The 15,699-nt window shown below is 41.0% G+C and carries 8 protein-coding genes and 1 pseudogene; 2 read left to right on the top strand and 7 right to left on the bottom strand.

From position 1 onward, the window contains the following. A pseudogene (locus tag T501_RS22200) lies at nucleotides 1-201 on the top strand (IS110 family transposase); the annotation flags it as partial. 151 nt (nucleotides 202-352) lie between these two features. Here the strand turns inward: T501_RS22200 and T501_RS14535 are convergent. The 3 genes from T501_RS14535 to T501_RS14525 are packed head-to-tail and all read right to left on the bottom strand — an operon-like array spanning nucleotide 353 to nucleotide 4,860. After that, complete coding sequence (locus T501_RS14535) at nucleotides 353-631, bottom strand: hypothetical protein (protein WP_044915600.1); 279 nt, start codon at nucleotides 629-631, stop codon at nucleotides 353-355. A 24-nt stretch (nucleotides 632-655) separates the two neighbouring features. Continuing rightward, on the bottom strand, nucleotides 656-1,516 hold the full coding sequence (locus T501_RS14530) for a hypothetical protein (protein WP_044915598.1): 861 nt from the start codon (nucleotides 1,514-1,516) through the stop codon (nucleotides 656-658). A gap of 11 nt (nucleotides 1,517-1,527) precedes the next feature. Further along, nucleotides 1,528-4,860: an FtsK/SpoIIIE domain-containing protein gene (locus T501_RS14525; protein ID WP_197027966.1), complete on the bottom strand. Its 3,333-nt coding sequence runs from the start codon at nucleotides 4,858-4,860 to the stop codon at nucleotides 1,528-1,530. A 489-nt stretch (nucleotides 4,861-5,349) separates the two neighbouring features. Between T501_RS14525 and T501_RS14520 the strand changes: the two genes are divergently transcribed. Then, nucleotides 5,350-5,643: a hypothetical protein gene (locus T501_RS14520; protein ID WP_044915607.1), complete on the top strand. Its 294-nt coding sequence runs from the start codon at nucleotides 5,350-5,352 to the stop codon at nucleotides 5,641-5,643. Between the two features lie 98 nt (nucleotides 5,644-5,741). Here the strand turns inward: T501_RS14520 and T501_RS14515 are convergent, their stop codons facing one another. The 4 genes from T501_RS14515 to T501_RS14500 all read right to left on the bottom strand — a co-directional run bounded on the left by T501_RS14515 (nucleotide 5,742) and on the right by T501_RS14500 (nucleotide 15,677). Next, a complete protein-coding gene (locus T501_RS14515; RefSeq protein WP_044915594.1) occupies nucleotides 5,742-7,850 on the bottom strand; it encodes an Ig-like domain-containing protein in 2,109 nt (702 codons plus the stop codon). 100 nt (nucleotides 7,851-7,950) lie between these two features. Next, the gene (locus T501_RS14510) at nucleotides 7,951-12,075 is read right to left on the bottom strand and encodes a vWA domain-containing protein (RefSeq protein ID WP_044915593.1); all 4,125 of its coding nucleotides are present in this window, start codon (nucleotides 12,073-12,075) and stop codon (nucleotides 7,951-7,953) included. Between the two features lie 163 nt (nucleotides 12,076-12,238). After that, nucleotides 12,239-13,294: a YARHG domain-containing protein gene (locus tag T501_RS14505; protein ID WP_044915591.1), complete on the bottom strand. Its 1,056-nt coding sequence runs from the start codon at nucleotides 13,292-13,294 to the stop codon at nucleotides 12,239-12,241. A 34-nt stretch (nucleotides 13,295-13,328) separates the two neighbouring features. Next, nucleotides 13,329-15,677 carry a zinc ribbon domain-containing protein gene (locus T501_RS14500; RefSeq protein WP_044915589.1) on the bottom strand — a complete coding sequence of 783 codons (2,349 nt, stop codon included), beginning with the start codon at nucleotides 15,675-15,677 and terminating at the stop codon, nucleotides 13,329-13,331. Between the last annotated feature and the right edge of the window lie 22 nt (nucleotides 15,678-15,699).

Raw genomic sequence — 15,699 nt, 5'->3', positions numbered from 1 at the left:
AACCGATTTTTAAAGTATTATCTGTGTGAAGCAGCATTATCTCTTGTAAGATGCGACAAAGAATACAGCGACTTCTATCACCTCAAGTACAAAGAGGTGAACAGATACCAACACAAACGTGCACTCGCATTAACTGCTCGTAAACTTGTGCGATTAGTCTTTCGACTGCTGAAAGACAATCGTCTATATCGTCCAGCATAGTAGTATCACCTACTTGCTGATGAGTACGCCCTGCTCATTTAAAAATATGGTCGACAGGGCTTAGGTGGTCGTTTTTTCTTTTCGTGAAAAATGTCAAAAAATAAAAGATTTTTTATTTTTCTTTACTTGACATCACACCGCTGGACTTTGATCAGGAAATCTTAGTCATAATCCAATCGGCAACTTTGCCGAGGTTCGTTGATAATGTGTTAACTGCTGTACTTCCTCTCTCTGCAGCCTTTGTAGTCATTGAAATAATCTCTTCGGTTCTTAGTTTATATGTCCCCAAGTCATCACTGACCTCTTCTGTTATTTTCTTTAATGCTTCGTTAGCGTCTAAAATTCTTTGCTGTGATTCCACCAACGCTTTCTGCATCTCATAAAGCGACTGCGCTCCCTCTGCACTAATCATTACTGTAAAATCATCCATATATGACCTCCTTCCATGAATATATTATTGTTCTATGTAATGACGTTCGCCTGCAATGCGTACTGAAATATCAAATCCAAGCTCCATGGCAGCAATAATCCTATGTCTGCCATGACCGTTGAAACAATAATAGTCATCCCATTTATCTACTTTAGGAATATTCCTGGGATCAAAATAGAGGCTGGCACATGTGCCAAGCTCAGGATCATCGATAAGATCCGATAACTCTCTTCCCTGTGCTAATGCATCTCTTACTTCTGGAATGCGGGATGCAATTTCCATATAAAAATCTTTGGTATTATCTCCCCAAAAAACATCAGGATTATTGACTTCATCCGGGCTGAACCTAAGTCCCTCAATCATGGATGCAGAAATAGTTTCGGTCACCACCGTTTCGTATGCCTGATATGTTGTATGTTCATAGTCATAATACCCCTTTATAAATTTTTCGTAATTAGCACCCTTTGTAAAAACAAAGCCGCTTTCCTGCTGAGCAAATGAGATATTACCAAATCCCGATTTTTTCGTAACAAAATCAGATCTTTGAGCATCTATTCTCAATGCTTCATTTGCGGATGCAATAACTCCTACTGCCTCCTCCTTCTGATATTCTGAAACCTTGAGAAGTATCCATGATGCCAAAGAATTCATCTTTTGAGCCAGTATAGTCACGGAATCTCTACACTTATTTACCTGTATCTGCTGGTCAACAATAAAAGAATCCACTTCTCCTGCATAAATCCCCAGGTCACCACCACAAGTCTGAGCAATCTTCACTAGCTGTTGCAGAGACCTGTCTATTTCACTGGCAGCTTTCTCTAATTCTTTTGAAGTAGTAGTAAGAGTCTGCGCACCATTTTGAGAAATATCTACTGTAAAGTCCATATTACCCCCATTTATTCTTCACTAATCACACCGTTTTTCACACACCATCCATCCAGTGGAACATTCGGATACAAATGAGCCTTAAAGGAATAACCCTCCTGATTTTCCTGATAATATCCAACCGCTCCTTCAAGGTTTAATAAATCCACATCCCCCCTGATATATCTCCTTAAGAAAGACAAAGGCATATCAAAAAATATCTGATGCATGAAATAGTCCATTCTAATTCGCAATCTTTCAATCATATTTGGATCAGGACAACAAAGCACAAAATGAATTCCCATATTTCCTGCTATTGCCCACAACTTCTCCAAATCTGATGATGCATCATATAGTTTATTAGCAGGAGTAATGGCATCATCCTTTTTTTCTGCATTTATTTTTTTATTAAGCTCAATTGCATCATTATTATATTTTTCGATGTCACCTGGTTTAAGAAGCCCCTCCTTTTCCTTTGCCATCAAAGAAAAAGGATCATCCTTCATCTTTACATCTTCTATTTTGGGGTATGCTATCGGTAGTTTGAACTCCCCTGCTACCGAAAATGCCTGTTTAAGGCTTTCGTATCCCAGAATTATCACTAATCTGTTCTGCTTTACTCTATTTTGAACAGCTTCAAGAAGATATCTTATTCTTCCACAGATAGCGGCTTCATCAGCAAAGCACTCTGCCCCATCCCAGAGATCATGATAGCGGTAATACACCGGATCCCTGTCATCACTCCATACCTCCACAGGATATCCGACACGCCTAAAACTTCTTGTAAGAGATGCTAAAAGACTGGCATGTACCCTCTCTGAATTTTTGCTATTTCCACCGGCTCCGGTTACCAAAATATTCTGATAAGGCTTGGGAATCAGTTTAAAGAAACGAACAGAATAGAAACCTCTGGGTGATCCCGGATACACACGAACATCTCCGGGAAGCAGCTCATCCTGATGACTGTCCTCATAGGCTTCTATCCTACTAAGTTCTTCATCAAATGTCCTTGGTACCTTGCCATCCAGATAAAGCGTGTTCTTTTCTACATAACACTTGGAATCATCTACTCTATCACCGGTTACAGGTGTCATTTCCGAATGCATGAACTCAGATAATTGTCGCATTCCTTCCAAGGCGTCATCTGACGGTGACGGATAAAAATTCCTGATACGTCTTACAGAAAAGCCTGTTTGTTTGTCCGCAAACTTAACAATTGAGCAGTAAGCCGGCAATTCTTTTATCCATGTATCAACCTGATCTGTCATACTCATAGATAACACACCAATCATTTCACCCCTATTGGGGTTCATCAATGCGATTCTGTTTTGAATCTGTGCTTTAGCCTCATCGCGTAGTCCATGTATTCCATTGTTATAATTCTGACTGGCAAAAATGAATTTCAATCCGGGTTTTCTACCGGTTTGAAGTAGCCTCGTCATTTTCTTCTGGTAATCAAATTCATGTTGTAGCACATCCGACATGCGGGCAAATTCATCGATAATCACCACTATAGCCGGCAATCTATCCTCAGATGAAAGATCTTTAACATCCTGAACCCCATGCCTGCTAAGATACTGTAATCTGTAGTCCAGCTCAGCTATTAGCTGATCTATAAGATCAAATACCAATTCCCTGGAGTCATCAAGAAGTATGTTCTTTATGTGCGGAAGCGGATATCTGATATAGGAGCTAAACTCAACCTTATTAAAATCCGCAAGCCACAGTTCCATTTCATCGGGGTGGTAATTCATTGCAAGTCCGGCAATAATAGTGTGCAGCAATGTAGATTTCCCACTTCCGGATGCTCCCATAATGTAAGTAGCAAAATTAACGCCATCAAAATTCATAAGTACCGGTGTTCCATTTTCATCAATTCCTATGGGAACCTCAATCGGTTCCTTTGAATCCTTCATGCGCTGTGGAATCTTAAACGGATAGCGTTCAAAATATGCCGTCTGCATAGATTGCATAGAGTCATCATGATGAAAGAATTCGGTCAGTTCATCTCTGGTGATCTGATCAAATCTTTCCTCAAATGTAAAATCTTCACTTTTTCCTTCTGTCAGCATGACAAAACCAGGGTTTTCCTGAAGTCTGTCAGTAATGCGAATAGAGTTAGGATACTGATATTCAATGTTCTTAATCCAATCTCCCTTATACGCCTGATCCATACCGGACGCCTGATGAGCCCAAAGGAACTGTATGCCGCATTCTGAGCCATTGTATATCAGTCTCTGTATTGCGCCCCTTGCAGTTGAATCTATAGAATTCCCCTCTCCATCATTGATAATAACGAGAATATGAGATGTCTTTTTATTCGCTGTTAGTTCTTCACCCTCAAATAGTGCTCTGTCTATATGTTGTCTTCCAATAAGCGAAATCTTCTTTTCCAGTCCATCTACCGTTTTATGAATATCATCATCGGAAACAGGTGCTGTTTTAATAGCACCCCCCTGCTCTCCGACAACAATTGAAAGTGCCCCGAGAAGACGTGCATTTCTATTTATCTGATCCAGAAAATAGATTTCAGAATTATTAGCGCCATACAATCTAATCCAGCTAGTGCACAGCTCTTGGAGCATCCTGCTTAAATGAAGTTCATTTAATGGCTGCCACTGCACAAAAACCGGAGTTGCCTTATCTGTTTTCAAAAGAACTGGCAACTGTATAGTTCCACTGTTTTCAGAATAATATTCAGGAATTTCCCTGGTAAAAATAGAATCTGTTAAATCGTTCGCGCTGCTTTTCCAGGCTTTATAACCAAGTGTAATAAAAGAGTGTTTATAATTCTCTGAAAGAAGCTCTTTCAGACTGATTAGCTGTTTATTACATAGCCGGTTTGAAAGATATTCCTTAACCTCATGCTCTTCGCGAACAATCTCTCCTACACCCGCAGCAAATTTGTCCTTCACTTCCTGTTCGTAATCTGTAACAGATAGCTTAGCCATAAAACCGGATTGAAGAAGTTCTATTCTCTTTTCTATAAAGGAAATATATCCGGCGCATGTTGCAAGAAGTTGCGCCGCCATGGGATCATCTTTTTTATCATTATCAATTATTTGAAAAGCTGCCTTTTTCAGATACGTCAGATCAGGCTCAATAGGATCAGCTTCTGCAGGATTCGGACGAGCAGATGTGTGATTACTAATAATTCTACCATGTTTAATCACCGTGTTTCTCATCTGATTCAGTTCTTCAAGCTCACGGGTATTATTCTCTGATTTATTATCGTATTCCAGCTGCGCACTCTCTTTGGCTTTGGCAAGCTCTTCTTCGCGCTTTTTACTAAGAACGGCCTTCTTTTCTTCATTTTGCTGTAGCTTAACAGAAGCATCAGCAATTAAATTTTCAATTTCAGCCATGCATTCTTCTAGTTTTGAAATGTAATCCCCAAAATTATCTTCCATTTATTTCATACCTGTATTCATTGTTGTGCCTATCACCTTCTGAATTTTTAAGGTGTTGTAACATTCAAGCACTCATAAATAAGCATACCTCTTTTTTTTATTAAATGAAAGCATAAAAAATGAGCTGTGAAGCATGATTTCTCATTTTCACAGCCCCTTCATTTTTAACTAACCGGCGTTCCCTGTTTCACCTTATTTTTATGCTCATACATGAGTTTGTCCGCTTTGCCTACAACATCTCCCACTTTGTCGCCGGCAAGGCGCTCTGCTATGCCATAGGCGAAATCGATTTTGAAATCGCCGTATTTTTCATCGCATTTTCCCTTGTGCTTTAAAAGTAAGGGGATGTTTAATACATGGGATCATATAGTATTTTTTGCTAATTCCATTTTTTTTGATATAATTGTCCTTGGTTTGTTAGCATTAATTTACAAGGAGGATATTATGGAACCAATTAACAGTATAGATGCAGAAGACGATCAGTTCGCATATCGCTATGATACTCAGCTTCTTATAGACAGAAGAGATAAAGATCTTGATGAGGATGAGATTGCAGATTATATCACATCTCATTTTGAAGGTAATTCACTTATCGCTGCAGGAGATGAAGAGCTTGTAAAAATTCATTTCCACACAAATGAACCCTGGAGAATCTTAGAGTACTGTAATTCAGTGGGTGAAATCTATGACATCGTCGTAGAAGACATGATAAGACAGTCAGCAGGCATGCAGGGTTAATTGCTCTGCTCAAACAAAAACCGGATGGTGCCGATTGTAATTCTGCTTCATCCGGTTTATTTGATTCAAATATTTTTATATCTGCCAGCTCTGCTCAATCATTCATTTGGTTGTCCGCACTTGATGCAGAATTTCGCCTGCGCTCTGTTTCTTGCGCCGCAGTGTTTGCATATTTTCCAGTCGCCGCTTTCTTCATTGTTTTGCGGTCCGTCGGTCTGATAAGCATTCCAGGGCTCTGAATTCTGCTTTCTTATTTCTGCTACCTGCCCGGTTGCTTTTTTCACAAATTCCGGTGTCTTAAGTTTCTTGCCGGAAAGCTTAACAAACAGAATGACCCCTGCTGACAGAATCATAATAATCACCAATAGTATAAGCAGTATTCCGGAAAATCTTGTTACACTCAGGTATGAATATGCCTCATGTATATTGTTTGCGGATAAATCAATATACTTTTCAGAGTTCTGATAATTTCTCCTTATTATGTAGTAAATAAGGTTCAGGATGAAACCTGCCACAGAAAAGCCGGCAACAACCACAGCGCCTCTAAACATATTCTGCTTCATGTCTCTCTTCTTTATTCCTATGAAAACAACCAGTGCCGTTGTTATTATCATTACTGCCACAAAGAGAAGTGCAATTAACCACAGCCATTTTCCAAAAGTTCCGGGTTTGGAGCCGCCGCTTCCATCTGTTATATCATCCAGGTCAGCGTCAACATCTGATGGAGCTTCGCCGTTTTTACTATAGATTATAGAAAAAGCGTATGCAGAAGTATTCCCTGCAGCGTCAGTAGCGGTGATGTTAAAGCTATTGTCACCATCAGCAAGATCAAGCTCTATAGAAAAGCTTCCATCCTCATTTTTATCTGTTTCAGCATCATTTACCTTAAGCGCAGAATCAGCTTCAGTTTTTCCTGTAAGAACAATCTTCTTTTCATCCGTAACTATGCCATTAAGTGCTTCATAGATTTTGAGTTCCGGTGGGATGACATCAACGCTGACTAATATGTTGTATTCGTACCATATATTATCGTCAGCCTGATATCTGATTCGAAGCTCGCAGGAATTGGCACCCACGCTTATCAGATGATTTCCATCACCGTTCAGGGTAAACTCCTCCTCGCGCTGATCGTCTATCCTGGTGTAAACTGTCTGCTCTAAGGCATTAACATATGAAAAAGAATAGTCGGTTGAATTAATAGTATCGCTCTCAGGAAGGTTCATCCAGAACTTACCACTTCTTTCCGTAAGATATATGGTCTTGGTCAAAGGCTTGGATATTCTGCCCGAATCATTTTGCAGCACAACAGAACACTCAATTTCCTTAGTACCTTCCTTGTACTGGAACCTTCCAATATCTCCATCCTCAGAGCGAATAAGCATCAGCGGATCAACTTCTGCTCCATCCTCCCTGATATTTATCATGTAACTCTTAGCTTCCCAGGGGGCATACTCAGAAATATCAACCTCTATTGTCTTTGTTATGACATCAACCGTAACCCTGTAATCCTCGATCGCATCAGGCTCTTCTGAGGGATTGACGAAGGAAAAGCGCTCACTGGTAACACTGCCCATATAGCGCATATAATCCTTGTCATAATAAGCAACTATCTGAAGGTAATACTGGTCGAAGGTGTTTATCTCTTTTAAGGAAATCTCAGTCTCTGTTATTTCACCCTCATACCCGTAGCCTGTGGTAAGAACTCGATAATCCATCATGTCCTCATCAGTACCAATCCTGATCTCGTAGCTAAAGCTTCTCCCATCAGGCTGAGTTACTTTAAAGGAAACAGGAACATTTCCGTCAGCATCCATGCTTCCGATTTTCAGAGAATCAATAACCATAGGCTCTTCATCAGCGTATGCCGCAACCTGCAGTTCTTCATTGCTACCCTTATCATAGATGAGCTTCCACTGTCCTCTTTTTGCGTTTTTTACAATAATGAACACCGTGGATTCACTTTGAACATACTCCACATTGGGAGAATTAAGAGAAACCTCTATATCATCCGGGTCTTTTAGTGATAGTTTCAGGTCACCCTTCTCAAACAGAACACTTATGAAAAATGTTCCGCCATCTTTATCCAGATAATATACATTGCTTTCATTTATTTCCGCATGAACTCTCACTGGAAACAGAATAATAATACAGAAGATAAAAGCTGCTAAAAATTCTAAATAATGTAGTCCTCTAGGCTGCCTGCTCATAGTCCTTTCACCTCATCTGTAAACAAGTGTTATTCTGACTTATTCCTGTCAGATACGAGTGTCCCAAGATACGTGCGCTGATGGCACACTATCTCCTCATTTATTTAAGACTTATATATGGATAATATCCGCTAAAACCTATTCTGAATGCGACTTGCTGATTGCTGCTATTCTTACCCCTGACTCCAATATAAGATTCTATTCTGTCAGGACTTATCATGTACCAGCCCTCCTCTACAGCTCCATCGAATTCACCTTTCCATTTGGTAATGATATCTATATCAAGTGCTCCGTGTTCCTTGATTCCGACTCTGAACGCAGATGAAATACCGGCAAGACTGTATCCCTGTTGTCCCGTTAATTTGAATCTTGGCAACTCAAGATTTGGCCCGAGAGGAACATCGAAGCTCATTCCATATCCAGATCTCGTAAGTCCAAGAACAAAGCTTTTGTAATCCATGTTTCCGATTTTCCAGTCCAGCTTTCCAAATTCAATCTCTCCAAAAAGCTTGATCGTGGAGTTACTTGCAAAGTCTGCCTTAAACAAATTGACAGCAAGCTTTGTCTCCTCAAACTTAACGATGCAAAGATCATCTCCAAGCCAGCTCGCAAGGCCAGGTGAAACAGACTTAAGCGCAGCCACGCTTATATCCGTTCCGCCCTCAAGACTTGAGCATGCCAGCCTTTCGCTGAAGCTCCTGGCATCTTCCTGTCCATGAAAATCACTTATTCCAACAAAGAAGTTGCTAAATGTAACCGGCACGCCTCCAACCAGAACTGACACAGGAATATCCGCATAAATCCTGAATTTGCTAAAGTAGCCGTCCACAGCTGCAATCTCGAAACCGAAATTGTTGGTACCCTCATCGCCCTTGACATTGCCCCATCGCTTAAACACTGAGCCATTGATCAAAAGTGTAAGGTCATAATCATCTTTATAGGTATCCCATTTAAAGTCAAATTTCTTAAGTCCAAATTCGCCGCCCAAAAGACTGAGCTTCATGGAAACGTCTTCCGCATTTACACCTCCCTTTGTAAACAGACCCTGATTATCCACAAAACCTTCCATTTGCACTGCAAATTTCAGTGGATTATCCTTCTTTGTAATCTTCTTAAACAGTCCGCTCACGCAAGGGAAATTCCAGGAAATCTCGCCTGCCTTAAAGGCAAATTTATCAGGATACAGTGTGTACTCAGGCTGCTGCATGATGAATACTCCTGCCTTCCAGGAATCAGCATCAGCCCATCTTACTGTCTCTACCTTATAATTTTCAAAATCCTTAAGATGTGCTTCATCCTTATAAAGAGGATACTGGTTCCAATTTCCCACATCCGTTTTATTTCCAAGAAGCATCATCATACCCAAAAGCGGCCTTGAAGATATGATATAGCTGCCGCTGTCGCTGGACATTGTAACCTTGTTGTCCTTTATATCACCCTCGATCAGGACATCCCCATCAAAATGCAAGAAGCCATTCATTCTCACATCGCCGGTGATGGTAATCTTCTCATTTTCTTCATCTCTAAGAACACGGTTTCCGAAAAATACATAGGCACCATACTTGAACACCTGCTCAGCACCATCGAATATTTCGATTCTATCCTTGAAGGTCTTTCCGTTTACAGAGATGAATGCCTCATATTCACCTGGTGGCACCTCTCCCGGAATCATCACAGAGAATGATTCATCGGACACAAAGTTTCCTACATAAGTATGTTGGAAGGCTTTTCCGTCCAAAGTAACAAAGCAGCTCATTCCACTTTCGAAACCTTTTCCTCTGATAAAGCCTTCTACATCCCTGACCTCACGGTAAATCTTCTTTGTAGAAAATCCGGTGCAGTCAAAAGGAACGTCCTCTTCTTCTATAATCTCTTCCTGGGCCTCCTCCTCGTCTCCAAGAAAATATTCCTTTGTCATAGCATATCCGTCTGCCTTGTTTGCACAGGTAAGAACGCGGTGCTTTTTCTTTGTCTCTACCGCCTTAAAGGTAACAACGTAATTGTTCTCCATCTGAGCATGAATAAAATCATATATTCCATTTAGCTCTGATGCTGAAAATGAATAAACAAAGCGGCCATTTCCTGCTCTTGCCACAGTCTGCAAATATGAAGAATTAACTGAGCTTCCCATACCGACTGTATATACAACAGTATGACCATCGTTAGTCATATTTTTTAGTCTGTTCAGAGTATTGCCGTCAAAGGAATCATCTTCGCCGTCAGTCATAACTATAACTACGTTTATTGTATCATCATGCTTACCAACTTCACTTAGAGCAGCAAAGGTACCGGATGCGATATTGGTTCCGCCCCCGGGATTTAAATCCTCTAAGTATGGTATGACATCACTTGGACTTGCAAGGATATGAGAGTTAAAGTCAACACCATCTGAAAAGCCGATAACTCCCATGCTCTCGTTTTCAGAAAGGCTCCTGGCAAGATTTCTCACAGCAGACTGAAGCCTTTTTTCACTGCCTTCCATTGAGCCGGACTTATCACATACTGCAAAAAGAATCGCCTTATCATACTTTACTTCCTCAACAGTATAGTCAGTTATAACTATGTTGCAGTCATTTATAGCAAGCTGAGGGTTACTAAGATCCTCTATGGGCTCAGAAGTCTGCAGGTTAAAAGAAACAGTCGGAAATTTAGTTGTATCTATTTTTCCTATGTTAAGAGCTGCGTTTTCCTTTGCTATACAGGTCGTATAGGCAGAAGCCAGCTCATGGGCAGCTGAGAGCTGAGTTGTTATGTCAGCATCATCTTCCCTTTCAAGAAGCTCTTCAAAATTCTCAGGATCCTGCGGATCAAGATATTCTCCCTCTTCTACAGGCTCCAGCTCTGTTTCCTCTTCTTCCTCTTCCACCTTAGGTTCTTCGGGATTGACATGGGGAACCTTCTTTTTATAAGCCTTGTCTATAGCTTCGCCCACATCCCTGATTTCATTCTGATCTCCGGCTCCGTATTTTGTTGCACTTATATCTTCACAAGCCTCTATATAAGCACTATCGTTGGAATAAGGGTATGTCTCCATACTCTTATTCATACACTTATCGCCTTTATCAGTGTTTCCAACGGCGTAGCTGATTGCAGCTTTTCCCATATAAAGAGCGCTCTGATCCTTTATATCTTCCTTTCCAGGTTTAATCCTGTCATTTATCTCAATAAGGGCTGCATTTTCAGATGCCTTGCCAACATTTTTTACCTTATTTTCGTAATTTCTAAGTTCGATTCCCTGCCTTCTTTTTCTTACATTCTTAAGAGCTTTTTCGCACTGATCATTTACAGCATTGACCTCGTCATCGTCAAGGGACGCAAAGCCTTTTGGAAGATCCGACTGTTTCATATTGCGATCTATCAACATCTGCCCCACAGCAACCAGAGCTAGCTGCGAGCCTGACTCATCAGCATATTTTGCAAGAGTTTCTCTCTCACCCAACATTATAAGCAGCCTTACATAGGCTTCATCTACACCGGATATTTTAAAGGCATCTTTGCTGTTTGCGTAAAGATTGTTGAAACTTTCAAGATATTTCTTTAGATAATAGATATCAGCATTGTTATGTTCAATGTAATTTGCGTACTCTTTTCCTATATCCTCAGCAGCTTTAACTGCTTCAGAAAGCCCTTCTACATGAGCGTTCGCATTTGTCTTCTCTGTAATATCATTCGCCAAAAGCTCAGTCATATCAGCTATCGGATCGAGGGAGCCATTTAGAACCTTGTTAGCAACATCTACCTGCTCACTTGTGTAACCATAGTACGTGGGATTAACGCCATCCTGCTGCAGGAGTTTTATTTGAGAAGCCATATTTGAGGCTGAGTATATGTCCATGACCTGGTTATTTTGTATCTGTGAAAATAGCACAGAATCAGTGTCAGTCATAACAGAAGAGTTTCCGGTGGATTCCAGTTTTTCATATAAAAGTCTTGCTCCGACATAGTCCTCTTTTAAGACGCAAAGACGCGCACAGCACAAAGTGCCCTGCGCAGTCTGTCCACATTTGGAATATAAGGAATCTATATAATATTCAGCAGCTGTCAGGTCACCCTCTGCCATAGCCTTTTCTGCAAGGAATACAAAGTACTCCTCTGCTGATTCAGGTGTGGATCCTGCGATAGAAGTACTTCCATGCAAATTACCCACGACAAAGACACATAGCAGCAATAATGCTATAGTAATTATTCCCGGTAATCCTTTAGAAACAGCTCCTTTTATCTTCATAGTTCATCCTCGTTGTGTATTGGCACGATTACTTCGTAATCCTGCCCTATCGGTCGGAACCATTCCGAATCATGACTTCGTCATGATGGTTCCTCCTCTTATGATAAATATTGCTATTCCGCATGTATAATGCGTCACAAAAGAATCTGCTAATCCCTTATTTTTATTGTCTTTTATTTCGTTCCTTAGTCAGTTTGTTGATATTCTTTTTTTCTATTTCATTTAAAAAATTATCCTGAATCTTATCAAATTCCTCAGGCTCATACATACCTACATACCAGGATGTATTATTGAAATAGTTCTGTAATTCCTTATCCTTAAAGCGTCTTCCATGTCTTGCATAAATCTCGTTAATTGCTATGCGAAGCTCATAGTCGGAGAGTATCTCTACCTCCCAGTCCTCCAGGGTATCGAGTGAGGAATATGGGAAAATAAACTCATAATATGCCTGACTGTTGAAATCCTGATTATTGCCACTATTATAATTCTGATTGTTGTAATCCTGCTGACTATTGTTTTGGTAAGAGTTGTTGTTATTGCCACCTGTATTGTAATAGTAGTATGATCCCGGCGTGTATGTGCAGACAATAGTTATTCCGTTTGCGCTTATTCTCACAGTGGATCTGTCATCGGAAACTGATATCAGAAACTGCTGATACACATCTTTACTCCCCTTAGGCCATGCCATAAAGCATCCATGTCCCACAGGTGTAAGGTCGCAGCTCATATACACCTCACCGGTCTGGGTATAAGCAACATCCGCCTGATACATATTTCCATCTCCCGGAAGTGAGAATATCCAGATATCACCTACATCCTCATAAGCTCCTTCATATGGATCAACATCCCAGGTTCTCTGAGCTTTCGTTTCATCAAATACACCATCAGCATCCAGATAGAAACCATCAGAGGAATAATTATCCTTAACAAGGCATCCGTCATAGCCTACAAAGAAGAGCATATCGCCATCCTTTACCCAGCAGTTTCTCACCATTTCGCCATTGCTATCCTTGTAGGTCCATATACCGCTTGCATTTTTCTCCCAGACTCCGTCATCCCTGGCGTATGTGGCAGGGTTATCCGTCCCCTGCGCTTTGTTGCCGCTTACATTAAGCAGCTTATAGGAATCAGTTGTCTTAGCATATGCAGGAACAGCACCTGATAAAAGAATTATTCCGGTAAGAAAAATAGATGCGATAACTTTTCCGTGACATCTCATGGTGACTACCTCCGTCTCATAAGAAACACAATCACTACCTCTTGAATGTAAATCTCTCCGAATAACCGTAATCGGTTATGATAAATCTCTCCCCCTGATCAAGGACTGTTATCTGAGGTCCTGAGCCATATATTCCATTGCCCTCAAGCATATAGCAGGAGCCACCCTTATAGGAAACTCCGTAATTTTCCGAATATCCAAAGCTGTAGGTTCTTACAGCTGTTCCGTCATAGGTTCCACTTGGAGTCATGGTGAAAGTCCAGGTAACATTGTCATTGCCATTTTCATATACATAGGTACCTGTCAGTAAACTATCTGTTGTTGTGAGTCTCGGTATGTATTTATCCCATGAACCATCTGCTCCAACATAGTAACCGTCTGAAGCGTAGTTATTGTACATAAGGCATTTATCAAAGCCTATATAATAATACTTATCAGCCTCTCTTACCCACACATTCTGGGCCTCCTGGCCGTTCATCAGGTAGTAAACTGTTTCGCCGCTTTGGAGGACATCAAATTTACCACCGGTAACAGCCTTATTCACAGGTGTGTCATCGCCTGCAGGACTATTGGCACTACTGCCATCATCTGAAGGTGCCGCTTTTTTATCTGCTCCCGGACCACTTGCAGAGCCTGCGATAGTGGAATCCGATCCTGCGGGCCCTGATGGTGTAACGCCGGAGCTTGCAGGACCTGATGATGTAATGTCAGAACTTGCAGAGCCTGATAGTGTAGCGTCAGAACTTGTAGAACCGGAGGTTGTTGTATCAGCGGTTTCAGAGCCTACAGCTACTGAGTTGTCATTTGTATTATCATTAGTGCTGTCTCCAAAGGAGATTGCACTTTGAAGTGTATCCTCTTTTGTTTCGATTGATGAAGCATCGGTTGCAGAATCAGTACTGCCTGAAGTATTGCCGGCATCTGTCTGACTTTTTTCTTCTTCAGGTTCTCCAAATGTTATTCCGCCACTTGTGTTTTCATTTTCTGTATTTCCATTTTCTGTATTTCCATTATCTGCAGTTCCTTCATCTGTAGTCCCAAAGGTAATAGCCGCAGTACTGTCAGACTGTGCTTTTTCGGCTTCTTCACTTTCTTCATTCTTTACTAAAGTCAGCTCATCATCAGAGCCATGCTTATACTTCTCAATTTCTGATAATGCATTGGCTTCAAGATCAGTAGTATTGAATAATTCGGGATGATACTCGTTCGTTATTTTCCTTAAATATTGTCCGGGATCCCCATCAGCGATCCATTCTCCACCTGAATCAAGCAAAAGCTCATTTTCAAGATGACTGTCTTTAGCAAGACCTGTCTGATAAAAAGCCGACTTCAATCTTTCTTCGTTAATCTCCGGAGCCCCCGGGTCGCAATGATACTCATCTATTTCAGTCCACAACATTATTGTGTACGTGGTTAGCTTGCTATCTTCGTAATTATTATCGTCAATATAGTAATACTTTCCGGAATATGTTGCCTTTGCGTCAGGCTTATCAATGTACCAAAGCTCTCCAATATATGTTCCATCCTTGGAAAAAGTTATGCGCTGCCTCATATTGGTGCGCCAATCAGATGGGTTATCTGAAAGCTCACGATTCATATTTGGATCATCAGCCACATTTTCATAGCATTTAAGCCAGGTGCCAACCATGTAATCCTCAGGAAGAGGGTCATCCTCTGTAGCAGGGTTCACAGTTTCCATAGTGGCTTCATCACGATTTTCCCACTTCACTTTGCTGCCATCTGTCTCAGTAACATCAACGCCACTACTAAAGAGCCCCAGTCCTGATTTCTTTTTCTCAGCTGTCTCAGTAACTGCATTATCGTCAGTCTTATTATCAACCTTCACATCTCCGGGTTTATTTTTTATCACGAAAAATGCAGCCACACCTATTCCAATTACAGCAACTGCAGCAGCTGCAATCACTATAGGAAGTACCGGAACCTTCTTCTTCGGCTTTTGTGAAAGGTATGGATTTTCCTCCGGTGGCTGATTATTAGCATATGTATATGTCGTCTGCGGAGTAGGCGCAGTATTTTGAGGAGCTTCCTCTTTAACACCCTCCGGTGAAGGAGTATTATTTGAAGCACTGTACGTCACTTCAGGAGCAGGTGACTTAGAAGCCTGGCTGTCAGGTACTTCAGGAGCAGGTGATTTCGCAGCCTGGCTGTCAGGTACTTCAGGAGCAGGTGATTTAGAAGCTTGATTGTCAGATGCAGGCGCAGCATCCACCTTAATATCCTTCTTACCAAATGGATTTTTGAAAGGATTTTTTATCTCGGGAATATTTACTCTTCCGGCAATTTGCATAGACTGGCCGCAGTTATCACAAAAAGCAGCGCCATCAGGTAGTTCTGTTCCGCATTTACTACAATAAATAGCCATACCACATACCTCTTAGTTTTCA

It is taken from the genome of Butyrivibrio sp. WCE2006, assembly GCF_000701985.1.
Lineage (GTDB): Bacteria > Bacillota > Clostridia > Lachnospirales > Lachnospiraceae > Butyrivibrio.
Note: the sequence above shows the minus strand (reverse complement) of the source record. Positions and strands in the feature narration are given on the sequence as shown.